The following is a 16,957-nucleotide window of genomic DNA, read 5'->3' on the forward strand; positions in this document are numbered from 1 at the left end:
TATGCTGGACTGGTTAAAACATATCAATAAAGATCACCCTGAATTCTGGAAAGAATATTTAGCGAAATTTTCAAAAAATTCTAAACGCTATGTTATTCTGGCTACGGAATCCACTGGCGATTCACTCGAAAAAGACGTGATTACTTATATTAGTGCTTTTGCGGTGGAAAATGATGCCATTTCCATCAAAGACAGTTTTGAAACTATTTTGTTGCAATATCGCTTTTTGCATGACAATCATTTGTCTAACGAATATATTATTGAAAGCAGACTTTTAAAATTATCAGAGCCCGAAGCTTTAAAAACTTTTGTGGAATATTTAGGAAACGGAATTATTGTAGGTCACCAAATTGAAAAAGACATGGCGATGATTAATGCTACATTAGAGCGACTGGAATGCGGAAAACTGCGTAATGAGGCGTTGGATATTGCTATAATGCACCGAAAACTACATGAAATTCCTGAAGATAAAGGTTTTTCACTGGACGAACTTTCCGATTATTACAAAATTCAAAAACCAGAAGGCGAATCCGTAACGGAAAAAGCATATAAAATTGCTCTGCTCTTCTTAAAATTAAAACACAAATTAGGGTTAAAATAAAAAAAGCGGCTTAAAAATTGAAGCCGCTTTTTGTTTGTATTAGATTTTTCCGTCTTGAATTACTTCAATAATTTCCGGATTTAATAAGGTACTTGTATCTCCGTAATCTGTAAAATTACCTTCGGCAATTTTTCTAAGAATACGTCGCATAATTTTTCCGGAACGGGTTTTTGGTAAACCTGAAACAAATTGAATTTTGTCAATTTTAGCGATTGGTCCCACGTGGTCAGAAATATACTGATTGATTTCGATAAATAAATTTTCTTTATTTCGGACTTCTCCGGTTTCTTTCAAAATCACATATCCGTATAAAGCATTTCCTTTCACATCATGAGGGAAACCTACAACAGCACTTTCAGCAACTGCAGGATGCTCGTTGATGGCATCTTCAATAGGGGCAGTTCCTAAATTATGTCCTGAAACAATAATTACATCATCTACTCGACCTGTGATTCGGTAATAACCTACTTCATCTCGTAATGCGCCGTCACCGGTAAAATATTTCCCTGGATATTGAGAAAAATAAGTGTCTTTATAACGTTGATGATCGTTCCAAATCGTTCTTGCCATTCCCGGCCATGGAAATTTGATACACAAACTACCCACTACCTGATTGCCTTCGATTTCGTTTCTTTTTTCATCCATTAAAACCGCTTGAATTCCCGGTAATGGAAACGTAGCATAAGTTGGTTTTGTAGGTGTAATAAACGCCAATGGTGAAATCATAATTCCTCCGGTTTCCGTTTGCCACCAGGTATCAACCACAGGACATCTTTTACCTCCTACGTGATCGTTAAACCAGTGCCAAGCTTCTTCGTTAATTGGTTCTCCTACCGAACCGATTACTTTTAAACTTTTGAAAGGGAATTTTTGAACGTATTCTAATTTTTCTTTTGCCAAGGCTCTGATAGCTGTTGGCGCAGTATAAAACTGACTTACACTGTGTTTTTCGATTACTTCCCAAAAACGACTGAAATCTGGGTAAGAAGGAACACCTTCAAAAATTACCGTAGTCGCTCCATTTAATAAAGGTCCGTAAAGAATATATGAATGTCCGGTAATCCAGCCAATATCGGCAGTACACCAATGTACATCATTTTCTTCGTAGCTAAATACATTTTTAAAAGTATAAGCCGTAAAAACCATATAACCAGCTGTGGTATGTACCATTCCTTTTGGTTTTCCGGTAGAACCTGAAGTATATAAAATAAACAACGGATCTTCGGCGTCCATAATTTCGGCTACACAGTTATCAGAAGCTTCATCCAATAATGGTTGCAACCAAATATCTCTGCCTTCTTTCATATTTACGGCACTGTTGGTTCTTTTTACCACCATCACCGTACTTACTGATTCGCACTGCTCTAAGGCTTCGTCAACAATTTCTTTTAATTCAATTGTTTTATTTCCGCGATAACCACCATCTGAAGTAATTACCATTTTACTTTCACTGTCGTTAATTCTCGTAGCCAAGGCTTTGGATGAAAATCCTGCAAAAACTACTGAATGTATCGCTCCAATTCGGGCACAGGCTAAAATTGACACTGCTAATTCCGGAATCATTGGCAAATAAATGCAAACACGGTCGCCTTTTTTAACGCCTTGTTCGCGTAAAACGTTAGCCATTTTACACACTCTTTGATGCAATTCGTTATAGCTAATGTGTAAAGCTTCTTCTTCCGGATTGTTCGGTTCGAAAATAATAGCGGTTTTCTCCCCTCTTTTATTCAGATGTCTGTCAATACAGTTTTTAGTAATATTTAACTTGGCTCCGGCATACCATTGTACGTCAGCTTCTGCCATATTAAATTCGACTACTTTGTCCCATGGTTGGTACCAGGTAAAGTTTTCCTCGGCTATTTTTCCCCAAAATTTTCTGGGTTCTCTGATTGACTTATTATAGTGTTTAAAGTATTGTTCTAAATTATCAACTTTATAGTAACTCATCCCTTTTTATATTTTTGATAAATATATTAAATCTCCTTCTATTCCGGAAAAAAAATAATTCATTAATCGGTGCAATTTAATCAAAATAACGAAAATCAATCTTAATAAAAATGCAAATTATTGAAAAATGGTCTTCTTTCAGGCTTTTTTGCGAAAATAACAATAAGCAGATAATACTGTGTTTTATGTACTCGTTAAGGTAACATTTTCAGTCAGAGGATAATTCGTTACTATTTAAGTTCTTTATTTTTTTAAGTGTACTTTTAGCGCTTTTAAAGAATCATTAGCTTATTTGCATCAAAAAAGATTAGAATTCATAAAGATTCTCTTCAAGTTCGTTGCTTTAGTAGAGAAAAAAGTCTGCAAATGCATTTTAAGATTAAAAAATGAATTATTTGAAGGTTTAAAATTCATCACAATCACTTTATTTAAGAGCCTGAGCAATCCCTATTAAAATCCCTTCTGGACCTCGAATATAGCAAAGTCTGTAAGCATCCTGATACCGGACAACATCATCAACAAGTTGCGCACCGTGTTTATAAAGTCTTTCTAAAGTATCCTCTATGTCACTAACGGCAAACATGACACGTAAATAACCTAAGGCATTTACCGGAGCGGTACGATGGTCTTCGATAACTTTTGGAGAAATAAACTGAGACAATTCCAAGCGGCTGTTACCATCCGGTGTTACCATCATAGCAATTTCAACAGTTTGATTACCCAGTCCGGTAACACGACCAGCCCATTCTCCCTTAATTATGGCTCTTCCTTCCAACTCCAAACCGAGTTCCAGAAAAAAAGGAATTACATTATCCAGCGATTCCACAACAATCCCCACATTATCCATTCGAAGTAAATTGCTTTTTGTCATTTTTTTTTCAATTTAAGTTTAAAATAAATTCATTAAAATTATCTCCGAATACAACTTTATTAACAACAACATGAAACACTGAAAAACAACACATTAAGTTAATTAATTTTACAACTAGTTTTGCAGATAAAGCTATTTATTCAATAATAGAGAATAAATTTTTACTACAAACATGAATAAGTATGTACAAAATCAGTTCATAAAAAGACATAAAAAAAGGCGAAGTAAACTACTCCGCCTTTTCTATAATTAACAAATTGTAATTATACAATTTTTTTCATAGCTGTCATAGACTCTCTTAACCAAGCTCCTACTTCTTCAACCGGGTGGTTACGGATGATGTAGTTTACATCGATTAATTCTTTGTTATCTACTCCGTTGCTTCCGTCATTAAATGGACGCCCTACCAAGTTAGATGGTGCATTTTTAACGTACTCAGCGATTAATGGTTTACAAGCGTGGTCGAATAAATAACATCCGTACTCAGCAGTATCAGAGATTACACGGTTCATTTCGAACAATTTCTTTCTTGCAATAGTGTTAGCAATAAGTGGTGTTTCGTGTAATGACTCGTAGTAAGCAGACTCTTCAATAATTCCAGAATCAGTCATTGCTTCGAAAGCTAATTCTACACCAGCTTTAACCATAGCAACCATTAAAGTACCGTTATCATAGTACTCTTGCTCAGAAATTTCAACATCTCCTGCCGGAGTTTTCTCGAAATTAGTTTCAGCTGTAGCTGCTCTCCAAGTCAATAAGTTTTTATCGTCATTAGCCCAGTCTTCCATCATAGTTTTAGAGAAGTGACCAGAGATAATATCATCCATATGTTTTTGGAATAATGGACGCATGATGTCTTTTAATTCTTCAGCAGCGTTGAAAGCAGCAATTTTAGCTGGATTAGACAATCTGTCCATCATGTTAGTGATACCACCATATTTCAATCCTTCAGTGATTGTTTCCCATCCGTATTGGATTAATTTAGAAGCATATCCTGGCTCAACACCTTCAGCAACCATTTTGTCAAAACATAAGATAGAACCTGTTTGTAACAATCCACAAAGGATAGTTTGCTCACCCATTAAATCTGATTTTACTTCCGCTACGAAAGAAGAACGTAAAACTCCTGCTCTGTGACCTCCTGTTGCAACAGCGTAAGCTTTTGCCTGATCTAAACCAAAACCGTTTGGATCATTCTCAGGGTGAACAGCGATTAATGTAGGCACACCAAATCCTCTTTTGTACTCTTCACGTACTTCAGAACCCGGACATTTAGGAGCACACATAATAACTGTTAAGTCTTTACGAATTTGCATTCCTTCTTCAACAATATTAAAACCATGAGAGTAAGCTAAAGTAGCTCCTTGTTTCATTAATGGCATAATTGCAGTAACTACAGCCGTGTGTTGTTTATCCGGAGTAAGGTTACATACTAAATCAGCAGTTGGAATTAATTCTTCATAAGTTCCCACATTGAAACCATTATCAGCAGCGTTCATGAATGAAGCTCTTTTTTGCGCAATAGCTTCCGCACGCAAAGCGTAAGAAATATCTAAACCTGAATCTCTCATGTTCAAACCTTGGTTTAAACCTTGAGCACCACAACCTACGATAACTACTTTTTTACCTTTTAAAGCTTCGATCCCGTTAGCAAATTCGGATTGATCCATGAATTCGCAAACGCCTAATTGTTCTAATTGTAACCTAAGTGGTAATGAATTGAAATAATTTGCCATTTTTTAATATTTAATTTATGATTTTAATTCTTCTAATAATAAACTTGTAACTTCCATTTTTTCTTTTGAAACCGAAATTCTTCCTGAACGTACAAACTGCATGATTCCGTAAGGTTTTAACTTAGCATACAATTCTTCAATTTCCGAACGTCTTCCTGCTTTTGATATTACAAAAAAGTCTCTTGAAACTGTAACAATTTCAGAATTACTTTCTTTGATAATGTTTTGAATTTGCCTTTCGTCAAATAATAAATTGGAAGCAATTTTGAACAAAGCATTTTCTAAGAAAATCGTTTCTTCATCTACATGATAAAAAGCTTTGATAACTTCAATTTGTTTTTCAATTTGACCTACAATATTGCGTACCCATTTTTCAGTAGTATCTACTACAATTACAAATCTCGAAACGTTTTCAATTTCCGATTCGGATACATTTAAACTCAATATATTGATGTGGCGTTTCAGGAATATCACAGATATTCTGTTTAGTAAGCCCACGTTGTTTTCTGTATAAACAGAAATGGTAAATGTTTTATTTTCTTCCATAATATTAACTTAATCTAATGTCAGAAACCGAAGCTCCTGTTGGAATCATTGGGAATACATTGTTTTCTTTCTCAACCATAACTTCAAGGAAATAAGAATCTTTTGATGCTAACATTTCTGCAATAGCCTCGTCCAGTTCCTCTCTTTTGGTTACTTTGCGGGCTTTGATGTAATATCCTTCAGCAATCGCGCAGAAGTTTGGATTAGTCATCACGGTAGAAGCATATCTGTAATCAAAGAATAATTCCTGCCATTGTCTTACCATTCCAAGGAATTCGTTGTTTAAAACAACAATTTTTACAGGAACCTGAGTTTGATGAATAGTTCCTAACTCCTGAATATTCATTTGGAAACCTCCGTCACCAATAATAGCAACTACTTCACGATCCGGTCTTCCCATTTTAGCTCCAATAGCTGCCGGCAAAGCAAATCCCATAGTTCCTAAACCACCGGAAGTTACATTACTTTTCGTTTGATTGAATTTAGCATAACGACAGGTAAACATTTGATGTTGCCCTACGTCAGAAACCATAATAGCATCTCCATTAGAATGTTTATTAATCATTTCGATAGTTTCTCCCATCGAAATTCCTTTTCCTTCAGACGGATCCAGCTCTTCATTGATTACGGCTTCTAATTCAATATCGTATTTCTTTTTGAATTCATTATGCCATTCCTCATGCGAATTCTTCTCAATTAAAGGCAATAAAGCTGTTAATGCTTCTTTTAAATCAGCTAGTACAGCTACATCTGTTTTTACGTTTTTATCAACTTCAGCCGGATCAATTTCAAAATGAACAATTTTAGCCTGCTTAGCATACGTATTTAGATTACCTGTTACACGGTCATCAAAACGCATTCCCAGTGCAATTAAAACATCGCATTCATTAGTTAAAATATTAGGACCGTAATTTCCGTGCATTCCTACCATTCCTACATTCAATTCGTGATCAGTTGGCAATGCCGATAAACCTAAAATAGTCCAAGCGGCAGGAATCCCTGATTTTTCTATAAAAGCTTTTAATTCTTCTTCAGCTTTACTTAAAATAACTCCCTGACCAAAAACAATCATCGGTTTTTTAGCTTTATTGATAATTTCAGCTGCTTCCTGTACCTTTTCGATTTTTAAAACCGGTTTTGGGTGGTAACTTCTGATATCAGTACATTTTTTGTAACTAAAATCTAAAGTATCAAACTGAGCATTTTTAGTAATGTCAACTAATACCGGCCCAGGACGTCCTGAACGGGCAATATAAAATGCTTTAGCCATGATTTCAGGAATTTCATCAGCTTCAGTAATTTGATAATTCCATTTGGTTACCGGAGTCGAAATCCCGATAATATCTGTTTCCTGAAAAGCATCAGAACCCAATAAATGTTTCCCTACTTGTCCGGTAATACATACCATTGGTGTAGAGTCAATCTGAGCATCAGCAATACCTGTAACTAAGTTGGTTGCACCAGGTCCTGAAGTCGCGATAGCAACCCCTACTTTTCCTGTTGCTCTGGCAAATCCCTGAGCGGCGTGAGCTGCACCTTGTTCGTGACGTACTAATACGTGGTGTAATTGATCTTGAAATTTATATAATTCATCGTAAACCGGCATAATAGCTCCACCTGGATAACCATAAACCAAATCTACTCCTTCGGCTAATAAGCATCTGATAACTGCTTCTGCTCCTGATATTTTCATTTTTATTTATTTTATATTTTTGACAATTTTAAAAACTGAAATTGTCTGTTATTTATCGGTTACGCAACCTTTTGAGGCGCTTGAAACTGATTTTGCATATTTTAACAAAACTCCTTTTGAGGCTTTTAAAGGCGGCTGAACCCAATTGGCTTTTCTTTTTGCAAATTCTTCTTCAGAGATTTTCAAATCAATGGTATTTTTTACTGCATCAATTGTAATTACATCTCCATTTTGAACTAAGGCAATTGCTCCTCCGTCATACGCCTCCGGTGTAACGTGACCAACCACGAAGCCATGTGAACCTCCGGAAAATCTACCGTCTGTAATCAATGCTACACTGTTTCCTAAACCGGCTCCTATAATTGCCGATGTCGGTTTTAGCATTTCCGGCATTCCCGGACCACCTTTTGGTCCACAATACCGGATGACGACGACATTACCTGGTTTGACCATTCCTTTGGCTATTCCCGGAATTACTTCAAATTCACTTTCAAAAACCACTGCAGTACCTTCGAAAAATTCTCCTTCTTTACCGCTGATTTTTGCCACACAACCTTCTGAAGCCAGATTTCCGTATAAAACCTGAATATTACCGGTAGGTTTTAATGCTTTATGAATTTCATAAACTACTTCCTGACCATCTTGTAAATCCGGAACTGAAGCTAAATTTTCGGCTAAAGTTTTTCCGGTTACTGTTAAACAATCACCGTGAAGATAACCTTCTTTTAGCAGATATTTCATCACAGCCGGAACTCCTCCTACTGCGTGTAAATCTTCCATCATGTATTTTCCGCTTGGCTTTAAATCAGCCAAAACCGGTGTTTTATCGTTGATAGCCTGAAAATCATCTAAAGTGATTTCAACATCTACCGAATGCGCCATTGCAATTAAGTGCATTACCGCATTAGTAGAACCACCTAAAACAGCTACTATCGTAATGGCATTTTCAAACGCCTTACGAGTCATAATATCTCTTGGCTTGATGTCTTTTTCAAGAAGTACTCTGATAGCTTTTCCGGCTTCAGCACATTCCTGTCTTTTTTCAGGACTTAATGCTGGATTAGAAGAGCTGTAAGGTAAACTCATCCCTAGAGCTTCAATTGCCGAAGCCATAGTATTAGCTGTATACATTCCTCCACAAGCTCCGGCTCCCGGACAGGAATTTTGAATTACTCCTTTAAAATCTTCAGGAGTAATGGTATTATTTAATTTTTTACCTAATGCCTCAAAAGCAGAAACGATATTTAATGATTCTCCTTTCCATTTTCCGGAGTGAATAGTACCTCCGTAAACCATAATAGCAGGACGATTCACCCTTCCCATTGCAATTACTGCACCCGGCATATTTTTATCACATCCAGGAATAGCAATCATACTATCGTACCATTGCGCTCCCATTACGGTTTCTATAGAATCTGCAATAACATCACGAGATACTAATGAAAAACGCATTCCGTCTGTTCCGTTTGAAATACCATCACTTACTCCGATAGTATTGAATATTAATCCAACTAAATCCGCATCCCAAACCCCTTGTTTTACGTCTTTAGCCAAATCATTCAGGTGCATGTTGCAGGTGTTTCCTTCGTACCCCATGCTTACAATCCCCACCTGAGCTTTTTTTAAATCTTCTTCAGTCAAACCAATTCCGTACAACATTGCTTGTGCTGCAGGCTGTGTTTGATCCTGAGTAATCGTTTTGCTGTATTTATTCAATTCCATCCTGATGCTTTTTATATTTAAAAAATATAATTCAAAAAAAAACTCCCAATTTATGGGAGTTATATAATATTGTTTTCCAATTATATTAATAGCTTCCCTTATGCGTTTGTTGAAACAACAACGACACTAACGACAGAAACTATTACAATTGAATTTTTCATTTTCTTTTTTTGATGTAGCAAAAGTATAAAAACCTTTATATTTAAAAAAATAAAAAATAAAATTTTATTAATTTCTTATCATTAATCTCAATTATTTATCAAAACATACTTTTATACTATCGTTGACTGACCTAAATGTACATTATCATTATTAAAATACATCAAATCATCTTTATTTAAAATAAAATTAGAAATAAACTCTCCAATTTCATTTGTTCCAAATTTTGAATCCGGATTTAAATCTAAGGTAACAACATTGTATTCTATTGCTTTTTCTACCCCTTCATAAATTTTTTTAGCCTCTTCGTTTAAACCAAAATAATCTAACAACATCGCTGCCGATAGTATTGCTGCAAAAGGATTCGCTATATTTCTTCCTTTTGCATGCGGATAAGAACCGTGAACCGGTTCAAATAACGCGTTTTTTTCTCCTAATGAAGCAGAGGCTAACACTCCTATTGATCCAGTTATTACACTGGCTTCATCAGATAAAAGGTCCCCAAATAAATTGCTGGTTAAAACCACATCAAATTGTTTGGGATTCGAAATTATTTGCTTTGCTGCATTATCAGCCAAAAGATAATCCAAACTCACTTCCGGATAATCGGCACTGATTTTAGTAACTACTTTTCGCCACAAACGGGAAGTTTCCAAAACATTAGCCATATCGACCAAGGTTAATTTCTTTCTTCTTTTTTGAGCTGACTGAAAAGCCAAATGCGCAATTCTCGTAATTTCTTCTTCTGTATATTCACATAAATCAGAGGCAATTGTTTCTGATTCATTCAACTTTTTTTCTCCGAAATAAATTCCTGCTGTAAGTTCGCGATAAATTACAAAATCAACCCCTTCCACTATTTCCCTTTTTAGAGGGGAAACATCCAGTAATCCCTTAAAAGGCTTTAACGGTCTGATATTTGCATAAAGCCCCAAACCTTTTCTTAATTTAAGCAAACCATCTTCCGGACGATTTTTTAGTGTTGAATCAGAATCATATTTAGGATCTCCAATTGCACCAAACAAAACCGCATCAGTATTCAAACAAAGATTTAAAGTTTGCTCAGGAAGTGAGGTGCCGGTTTTATCTATAGCAACAGCTCCAATGAGTGCTTCTTCAAAAATAAAATCATGCTCATAAACCACTCCGACCGCATACAATGCTTTCTTAGCCTGCAAGATTACTTCAGGACCAATTCCATCACCCGGCAACACAGCTATTTTTAAGTTCATGAGTTTATTTTATTAAAAAGCTGCAAAAATACAATTATAAAAAGATTTGTCTTGATTATCGTTTAATCAAATCTCCTTCAATTTTAGAAGCGGCAATAATCAAATGAATATCGTCATCTAAAACCTCTTTTTTCATATCAGCAAATTTCAAAAACTCAACATAAACTACATCTAACTGTGTTTTTGTTAATTCGTAACCTACTTTTTTAGCACGATATGCTAAAGCTGCTCTACCACTTCTTGCTGTTAAAACAATTGAAGATTCGTTAACTCCTACATCAGCAGGATCAATAATTTCATACGTAGCTCTGTTTTTAATCACACCATCCTGATGAATTCCGGAACTGTGCGCAAAAGCATTTGCTCCTACAATAGCTTTATTTGGCTGCACCATCATCCCCATACTTTCAGAAACTAAACGACTCATCTCGTTTAATTGCTTCGTATCAATATCAGTATACAAATTCAAATCCGGATGTTGTTTAAAAATCATTACCACTTCTTCAAGTGCAGTGTTTCCGGCTCTTTCACCAATACCATTAATTGTACATTCGATTTGTCTGGCACCGTTTATTGCTCCCGAAATAGAATTGGCTGTAGCCATTCCCAAATCGTTATGACAGTGACAGGAAATAGTAACATTATCAATACCTTTTACATTTTCTTTAAGGTATTTAATTTTTGCTCCGTATTCTTCAGGCAAACAATAACCTGTAGTGTCCGGAATATTAAGTACCGTAGCTCCTGATTTTATCACTTCTTCACAAACCTGTGCCAAGAAAGCATTGTCAGTTCTACCTGCATCTTCTGCGTAAAACTCTACGTCTTCAACATAAGATTTTGCATGAGCAACAGCTGCTTTAGCGCGCTCAATAATATCTTCTCTGGTGGTATTTAACTTATGTATAATATGAGAATCAGACGTTCCGATACCGGTGTGAATACGTGGTTTCTTAGCAAGTTTTAAAGCTTCAGCAGCAACGTCAATATCTTTTTTAACGGCTCTGGTAAGACCACAAACGGTAGCATTTTTAACAACCTTACTTATTTCAGTAACAGATAAAAAATCTCCGGGACTAGAAATAGGGAAACCTGCTTCAATGATATCAACCCCCATGTTATCTAAGCGTTCTGCGATAACAAGTTTTTGTTTGGTATCTAATTTACATCCTGGGACCTGTTCTCCGTCTCGTAAAGTGGTATCAAAAATTTGGACTTTCTCTCTATTCATATTCATTTATTTAATGTAATTTCACATCTTGATAACAAAAATATATTCTTTACTTTGAACCGAAAATTCATTTTAATTGAATATACTGCTTATAAGCCCAACAAAGGCAAGTTAATCAATTGATAATCAATTATTTAAATCTATTTATTTTACAATGGCTAACCATCAAAAAGATTTTTTATTCGTTCTGATAAAGTCCTTATCTAAATCTGAAAAGCGCCAATTTAAGATTTTTGCCAGTCGTTTAGAGACCAGTTCGAATACAAAATTTATTGAATTATTTAATATTTTAGACAAATCGGAGAGTTATGACGAAAAACTTATTCTAAAAAGTGGCGTCATCAAGAAGGTACAATTATCCAATTTAAAATCGTATTTGTATAAACAAATTCTAGTTAGTATCCGACTAAATATTCCCAGCCAGAATATCCGTTACCAACTGAGAGAGCAAATTGATTTTGCTACCATATTATACAACAAAGGATTATACAAACAAAGTTTAAAAATTCTCGACAAAACCAAATCACAAGCTATTGAAAATGACGAAAAATTAATGGCTTATGAAATTGTAGAATTTGAAAAACTAATCGAATCCCAATATATCACCCGAAGCATTCAGGGAAGAGCTGACGAATTAGTTATTCAGGCTAAAGAACTGAATTACCAAAATACGATTTCGAGTAAGTTATCCAATTTATCACTGCAATTGTATGGCATCATGCTTAAAACAGGTTATGTAAAAAGTGATGAAGAGTATCAGTATATCGATGATTATTTCAATAAACACATTTCAAAACTGGACGAAAATAAGTTTGGTTTCAGAGAAAAATATTGGTTTTACAATGCCAATCTATGGCGTAGTTTTTTAGTTCAGGACTTTTTGGCCAGCTACAAATTTGCTTCAAAATGGGTAACTCTTTTTTATGATAATTCTAATATGATTTACCTGAATCCGGTATTTTTCCTAAAAGGGAACCATTATTTATTGGAATCTTTATATATGTTAAAGTACCAGACAAAGTTTAAAGAATACTTAAACCTGCTTGAAGAAACCATTAAAGATGAACGTTTCCCGATTAACGACAATATTGCCTCGTTATCCTTTTTATATGTTTATAACAATAAATTAAATTACCATATAATGCAGGGGACTTTTGCCGAAAGCGAATATTTAATTCCTGAAATCCTAAACAAATTAAAAATACACAACGAGCATTTAGACGAACATCATGAAATGTTGTTTTTTTACAAATTTGCCAGTATTTATTTTGGTAACGAAAAGTACAATGAATCTATTTTCTATTTAGAAAAAATCATTAACAACAAGAATTTAAGTATGCGCGAAGACCTGATGTGTTTCGCCCGCATTTTATGTTTAATTGCACATTACGAACTTGGGAAAGATTACTATCTGGAAAGCCAGTTAAAAAACACCTATAAGTTTTTAATTAAAATGAACGATTTGCATGAAGTACAAAAAGAAATCATCCGATTTCTGAAAAACCTAAATTCGATTTATCCAACAGACATCAAAAAGGAATTTGTAAAAATGAAAGAGCGTTTTGTGGAATTAGAACAAAACACCTACGAAAAAAGAGCCTTTCTTTATCTCGACATTATTTCCTGGCTGGAAAGTAAAATCGAAAACCGAAAAATTGGCGATATTATTAAAGAAAAAGCCAAACTCAATAACCGATAACAAAACAGGCTGCCTTTTATGACAGCCTGTTTTATTTTTTTATAATTCTTTTCTTCCTCTGAGAATATCTTCAAAAGTACAGCATTTCACAATTTCCTCTACTCCGTCAATCAACATAGGTAAATGAATAAATTCTACTTCTGATAAATCTTCTTTTAAATAAAACGCCATATCTTCAAAACTAAAAAACCATTCTTTATCAAATTGCACTTTATTTATAGTGGCATCTTTTATCAATAACTTTTCTTTTAAAGGTCTCATAAAACCAATTTCTCATTTTTTCTTCAAAAATAGAACAGCCTTTTCAGATAAACAAATCAGCAACACTTAGGCTTTGAAATTAGGATTCAGTTATTGTTTTAACGGCTATTTAAAATCATTCGCAACTAAGTGGTGACAATAGTAATTATAACAAAAATTTAGCGATTTAAATTATTGCTGTTATATAAATTTAAATACTTTTGCACACTTAACTAATTTAACTAATTAACAATGAAAAAATTATTTTTATTGCTTTCTGCCTCTGCTGTATTATTTTCTTGCAGTAAAGTTGGTAAAGGTGAATACATCATCACAGGAACTGCTAAAGGAATCGAAAACGGAAAAACAATTATCCTTAAAACTCAGGATCCAAGCGGAATGGGAGGATTAATCAATATTGATACTGTAAAAGTTGAAAACGGAAAATTTGAAATTACAGGAAAAGTTACTGAACCTTCTTTCTACATATTACAATTAGAAACAATTCAGCAACCAGTTCCTTTCATTCTTGAAACAGGTGAAATCAACATTGAAATTGATAAAGACAGTATTCAAAATTCTAAAATTTCAGGTACTTACAACAATGACGAGTATGTGAAATTTAACGACGAAATGAAAGTAGTTCAAAAGAAATTAATGGATTTCCAAAAGAACAACACTTTAAAAATGAATCAGGCACAACAAACTAAAGATACAGCTACAATCAATAGTTTAATGGCTGAATATCAAAAATTACAACAAGAAGTAGGTGAAAAATCAAAAACTAAATACATTAGTTATTCTGAAACTCACCCAAAATCACTTATCAGTGCTTTAATTATCCAAAGTATGCTTGCAGATCCAAGTGCTGACCTTAAGAAAGCAGAAAAAATCTACAACAGTTTTGACGAAGAATTGAAAAACACAAAACCTGGTAAAGCTATCAAAGAAAGACTTACTGCAATCAATTCTTCTGTACCGGGAGCTCCGGCTGCACCTGCTGCACCAGCCGCTAACTGAAGAGCACCTGAGTTTTCTGCACCTAATCCGGAAGGCAAAGTAATCTCTCTTAAACAGAGTTTAGGAAAAGTTACAATTGTTGATTTTTGGGCTTCCTGGTGTGGTCCCTGCAGAAGAGAAAATCCTAATGTAGTGGCAATTTATAAAGAATTCCATTCTAAAGGACTTAATATTATAGGAGTATCTTTAGATCAGGATGCAAGCAAATGGAAAGAAGCCATTGCTAAAGACAAATTAACCTGGAATCAGGTTTCTAACCTAAAAGGTTGGGAAGAACCAATCGCCGCTCAATATAAAGTAGAAGCTATACCTGCTACTTTTATCTTAGATGCTTCCGGAAAAGTGGTTGCAAGAGACTTGAGAGGCGCTGAACTTCGAACTAAAATCGAAGAACTTCTAGCAAAATAAATCTTTTTTAAGCTTAATAATAAAAAATCTCCCTCGTGGAGATTTTTTTATTTTATTCAAGACCAACACTTTAAAAAAAAGATTGAAAAAACATTGAAATTAACTGCAAAAAATGTTTGCAAACATCAAAAGTGTTCCTATATTTGCAACCGCTAAGCAACAGCAAGGCGCCGCTTTAAAGCATGGGAAGATACTCAAGCGGCCAACGAGGACGGACTGTAAATCCGTTGGGAAACCTTCGCAGGTTCGAATCCTGCTCTTCCCACAAAAACGCTTCAAGAAATTGAAGCGTTTTTTTTTTGCACTATTCCGGAAATGATTTTTATTTCTAAAATTCTTATTGAAACAATTATTAAATACATTTGTAAACCAAAGAAAAAATCAGTTTCAAATTCTTATCCTAAAATAATTATTTCATGCAAAATATCCCTAGTGTTGATTTACGTGATTTCCTTTCAAATGATTCGGGTCGAAAAGATAAATTTGTTAGTGAAATCGGAAGTGCTTTTGAAGACATTGGTTTTGTAGCCTTAAAAGGGCATTTTTTAAACCAGCAATTAGTAACCGAATTATACAATGAAATTAAACAGTTTTTTAATTTACCATTAGAAAACAAAAAAAAATATGAGTTTCCGGAGAACGGCGGACAAAGAGGTTATGTTTCTTTTGGAAAAGAACACGCTAAGGGACGCAAAGAAGGCGATTTAAAAGAGTTTTGGCATTTTGGTCAATATGTAGATCAAAATTCAAAATACGCAGCAGAATACCCTGAGAATATCGTCGTAGAAGAATTACCGCGTTTTAATACCGTAGGAAAAGAAGCTTATCAAATGCTGGAAAAAACGGGAATCTATGTTTTGAGAGCTTTGGCATTGCATTTAGGTTTGAACGAATTCTATTTTGACAATTATGCTAAAGAAGGAAATTCTATCTTAAGACCGATTCACTACCCTCCTATCACTTCTGAACCGGAAAATGCAATTAGAGCTGCCGCACATGGTGACATCAATTTGATTACGCTTTTAATGGGAGCTCAAGGCAAAGGACTTCAGGTTCAAAACCACAATGGCGACTGGATTGATGCCATTGCCGACGATGACGAACTGGTTATCAATGTTGGAGACATGCTTTCCCGACATACTAATAACAAATTGAAATCAACCATTCATCAGGTGGTCAATCCGCCAAGAGAATTATGGGGAACATCCCGGTTTTCAATTCCGTTTTTTATGCATCCTGTGAGCGATATGTCTCTAAATTGTTTAGAAAACTGTATTGATGAAAATAATCCAAAACTTTACGAAGATATTACAGCCGGTGATTTTCTATACGAGCGTTTGGTTGATTTGGGATTGATAAAAAAATAAGTTTTGGAACGCTGATTTAAGAAATTTTATTAATTTATTTGATTCTAATTTTCTAAATAAAAGCAGAAATTATGATAAAAACATTTCCTCATTCCGATTTAACTAAGACGATAATAGGTGTTTTTTATAATGTTTATAATGAACTAGGTTATGGATTTTTAGAAAAAGTTTATCATAATTCAATGATAATTGAATTAAAATCAAGAGGATTTGAAATCAAAAGTCAGAAAAAACTAAATGTATTTTACAAAAATGAAATTGTTGGAGAATATATACCTGATATCATAGTTAATCATTCAGTAATAATTGAACTCAAATGCGTTGAATATATGACTGACACACATGAATGTCAACTTTTAAACTATTTAAAAGCAACTGATTGTGAAGTAGGCTTATTATTAAACTTTGGAAAAGACCCACAATTTATTCGAAAGATTTTTACGAATGAATATAAAAAACATTACAAAAAACAAGAACCATGATTT

General features: G+C 34.4%; 14 protein-coding genes, 1 tRNA gene and 1 pseudogene. 7 read left to right on the forward strand and 9 right to left on the reverse strand.

Annotation, left to right across the window (positions count from 1 at the left end; translation table 11 throughout):
- The first annotated feature begins 1 nt into the window (after position 1).
- Complete coding sequence (locus B6A10_RS08605; RefSeq protein ID WP_188220561.1) at positions 2 to 601, forward strand: exonuclease domain-containing protein; 600 nt, start codon at positions 2 to 4, stop codon at positions 599 to 601.
- A gap of 39 nt (positions 602 to 640) precedes the next feature.
- Here the strand turns inward: B6A10_RS08605 and acs are convergent, their stop codons facing one another.
- From acs to B6A10_RS08645, 8 genes are all read right to left on the reverse strand, one after another.
- Positions 641 to 2,548 carry an acetate--CoA ligase gene (acs, locus tag B6A10_RS08610; RefSeq protein WP_188220562.1) on the reverse strand — a complete coding sequence of 636 codons (1,908 nt, stop codon included), beginning with the start codon at positions 2,546 to 2,548 and terminating at the stop codon, positions 641 to 643.
- Positions 2,549 to 2,972: 424 nt separating this feature from the next.
- Positions 2,973 to 3,419, reverse strand: coding sequence for a VOC family protein (locus B6A10_RS08615; RefSeq protein ID WP_188220563.1), 447 nt, complete (start codon positions 3,417 to 3,419; stop codon positions 2,973 to 2,975).
- Positions 3,420 to 3,682: 263 nt separating this feature from the next.
- Positions 3,683 to 5,155 carry a ketol-acid reductoisomerase gene (ilvC, locus tag B6A10_RS08620; protein ID WP_188220564.1) on the reverse strand — a complete coding sequence of 491 codons (1,473 nt, stop codon included), beginning with the start codon at positions 5,153 to 5,155 and terminating at the stop codon, positions 3,683 to 3,685.
- Positions 5,156 to 5,170: 15 nt separating this feature from the next.
- Entirely contained in the window at positions 5,171 to 5,701 is a 531-nt protein-coding gene (gene ilvN, locus B6A10_RS08625; protein WP_026713668.1) for an acetolactate synthase small subunit, read from the reverse strand.
- 4 nt (positions 5,702 to 5,705) lie between these two features.
- Entirely contained in the window at positions 5,706 to 7,394 is a 1,689-nt protein-coding gene (gene ilvB, locus B6A10_RS08630; protein ID WP_188220565.1) for a biosynthetic-type acetolactate synthase large subunit, read from the reverse strand.
- Positions 7,395 to 7,442: 48 nt separating this feature from the next.
- Positions 7,443 to 9,116 (reverse strand): dihydroxy-acid dehydratase, encoded by a 1,674-nt coding sequence (gene ilvD / locus B6A10_RS08635; RefSeq protein WP_188220566.1) that lies wholly within the window; start codon positions 9,114 to 9,116, stop codon positions 7,443 to 7,445.
- 272 nt (positions 9,117 to 9,388) lie between these two features.
- On the reverse strand, positions 9,389 to 10,507 hold the full coding sequence (gene leuB, locus B6A10_RS08640; RefSeq protein WP_188220567.1) for a 3-isopropylmalate dehydrogenase: 1,119 nt from the start codon (positions 10,505 to 10,507) through the stop codon (positions 9,389 to 9,391).
- A gap of 55 nt (positions 10,508 to 10,562) precedes the next feature.
- Positions 10,563 to 11,738 carry a 2-isopropylmalate synthase gene (locus tag B6A10_RS08645; RefSeq protein ID WP_084817125.1) on the reverse strand — a complete coding sequence of 392 codons (1,176 nt, stop codon included), beginning with the start codon at positions 11,736 to 11,738 and terminating at the stop codon, positions 10,563 to 10,565.
- 154 nt (positions 11,739 to 11,892) lie between these two features.
- Between B6A10_RS08645 and B6A10_RS08650 the strand changes: the two genes are divergently transcribed.
- The gene (locus B6A10_RS08650; RefSeq protein ID WP_055093234.1) at positions 11,893 to 13,437 is read left to right on the forward strand and encodes a hypothetical protein; all 1,545 of its coding nucleotides are present in this window, start codon (positions 11,893 to 11,895) and stop codon (positions 13,435 to 13,437) included.
- 39 nt (positions 13,438 to 13,476) lie between these two features.
- Here B6A10_RS08650 and B6A10_RS08655 read toward each other — a convergent pair whose 3' ends face one another.
- Positions 13,477 to 13,698, reverse strand: a complete 222-nt coding sequence (locus B6A10_RS08655; RefSeq protein ID WP_055093236.1) for a hypothetical protein — start codon at positions 13,696 to 13,698, stop codon at positions 13,477 to 13,479.
- A 231-nt stretch (positions 13,699 to 13,929) separates the two neighbouring features.
- Between B6A10_RS08655 and B6A10_RS08660 the strand changes: the two genes are divergently transcribed.
- The 5 genes and pseudogenes from B6A10_RS08660 (at position 13,930) to B6A10_RS08680 (ending at position 16,954) form a co-directional block, all read left to right on the forward strand.
- Positions 13,930 to 14,697, forward strand: coding sequence for a DUF4369 domain-containing protein (locus B6A10_RS08660; protein ID WP_188220568.1), 768 nt, complete (start codon positions 13,930 to 13,932; stop codon positions 14,695 to 14,697).
- A gap of 12 nt (positions 14,698 to 14,709) precedes the next feature.
- A pseudogene (locus tag B6A10_RS08665) lies at positions 14,710 to 15,105 on the forward strand (TlpA family protein disulfide reductase); the annotation flags it as partial.
- A 184-nt stretch (positions 15,106 to 15,289) separates the two neighbouring features.
- Positions 15,290 to 15,370: transfer RNA gene (locus B6A10_RS08670), tRNA-Tyr, on the forward strand.
- Positions 15,371 to 15,521: 151 nt separating this feature from the next.
- Positions 15,522 to 16,472, forward strand: a complete 951-nt coding sequence (locus tag B6A10_RS08675) for an isopenicillin N synthase family dioxygenase (protein ID WP_188220569.1) — start codon at positions 15,522 to 15,524, stop codon at positions 16,470 to 16,472.
- A 71-nt stretch (positions 16,473 to 16,543) separates the two neighbouring features.
- Positions 16,544 to 16,954 carry a GxxExxY protein gene (locus B6A10_RS08680; protein WP_188220570.1) on the forward strand — a complete coding sequence of 137 codons (411 nt, stop codon included), beginning with the start codon at positions 16,544 to 16,546 and terminating at the stop codon, positions 16,952 to 16,954.
- Positions 16,955 to 16,957 lie beyond the last annotated feature (3 nt).

Source organism: Flavobacterium pokkalii, from assembly GCF_014596575.1.
Classification (GTDB): domain Bacteria; phylum Bacteroidota; class Bacteroidia; order Flavobacteriales; family Flavobacteriaceae; genus Flavobacterium; species Flavobacterium pokkalii.

Bases quoted from the DNA above. Each gene is read 5' to 3' on its own strand.
- ilvD (WP_188220566.1), bottom strand. From the start codon at position 9,116: ATGGAATTGAATAAATACAGCAAAACGATTACTCAGGATCAAACACAG.
- B6A10_RS08645 (WP_084817125.1), bottom strand. From the start codon at position 11,738: ATGAATAGAGAGAAAGTCCAAATTTTTGATACCACTTTACGAGACGGA.
- B6A10_RS08650 (WP_055093234.1), top strand. From the start codon at position 11,893: ATGGCTAACCATCAAAAAGATTTTTTATTCGTTCTGATAAAGTCCTTA.
- ilvN (WP_026713668.1), bottom strand. From the start codon at position 5,701: ATGGAAGAAAATAAAACATTTACCATTTCTGTTTATACAGAAAACAAC.
- B6A10_RS08615 (WP_188220563.1), bottom strand. From the start codon at position 3,419: ATGACAAAAAGCAATTTACTTCGAATGGATAATGTGGGGATTGTTGTG.
- B6A10_RS08655 (WP_055093236.1), bottom strand. From the start codon at position 13,698: ATGAGACCTTTAAAAGAAAAGTTATTGATAAAAGATGCCACTATAAAT.
- B6A10_RS08675 (WP_188220569.1), top strand. From the start codon at position 15,522: ATGCAAAATATCCCTAGTGTTGATTTACGTGATTTCCTTTCAAATGAT.
- B6A10_RS08605 (WP_188220561.1), top strand. From the start codon at position 2: ATGCTGGACTGGTTAAAACATATCAATAAAGATCACCCTGAATTCTGG.
- ilvB (WP_188220565.1), bottom strand. From the start codon at position 7,394: ATGAAAATATCAGGAGCAGAAGCAGTTATCAGATGCTTATTAGCCGAA.
- B6A10_RS08680 (WP_188220570.1), top strand. From the start codon at position 16,544: ATGATAAAAACATTTCCTCATTCCGATTTAACTAAGACGATAATAGGT.
- B6A10_RS08660 (WP_188220568.1), top strand. From the start codon at position 13,930: ATGAAAAAATTATTTTTATTGCTTTCTGCCTCTGCTGTATTATTTTCT.
- acs (WP_188220562.1), bottom strand. From the start codon at position 2,548: ATGAGTTACTATAAAGTTGATAATTTAGAACAATACTTTAAACACTAT.
- leuB (WP_188220567.1), bottom strand. From the start codon at position 10,507: ATGAACTTAAAAATAGCTGTGTTGCCGGGTGATGGAATTGGTCCTGAA.
- ilvC (WP_188220564.1), bottom strand. From the start codon at position 5,155: ATGGCAAATTATTTCAATTCATTACCACTTAGGTTACAATTAGAACAA.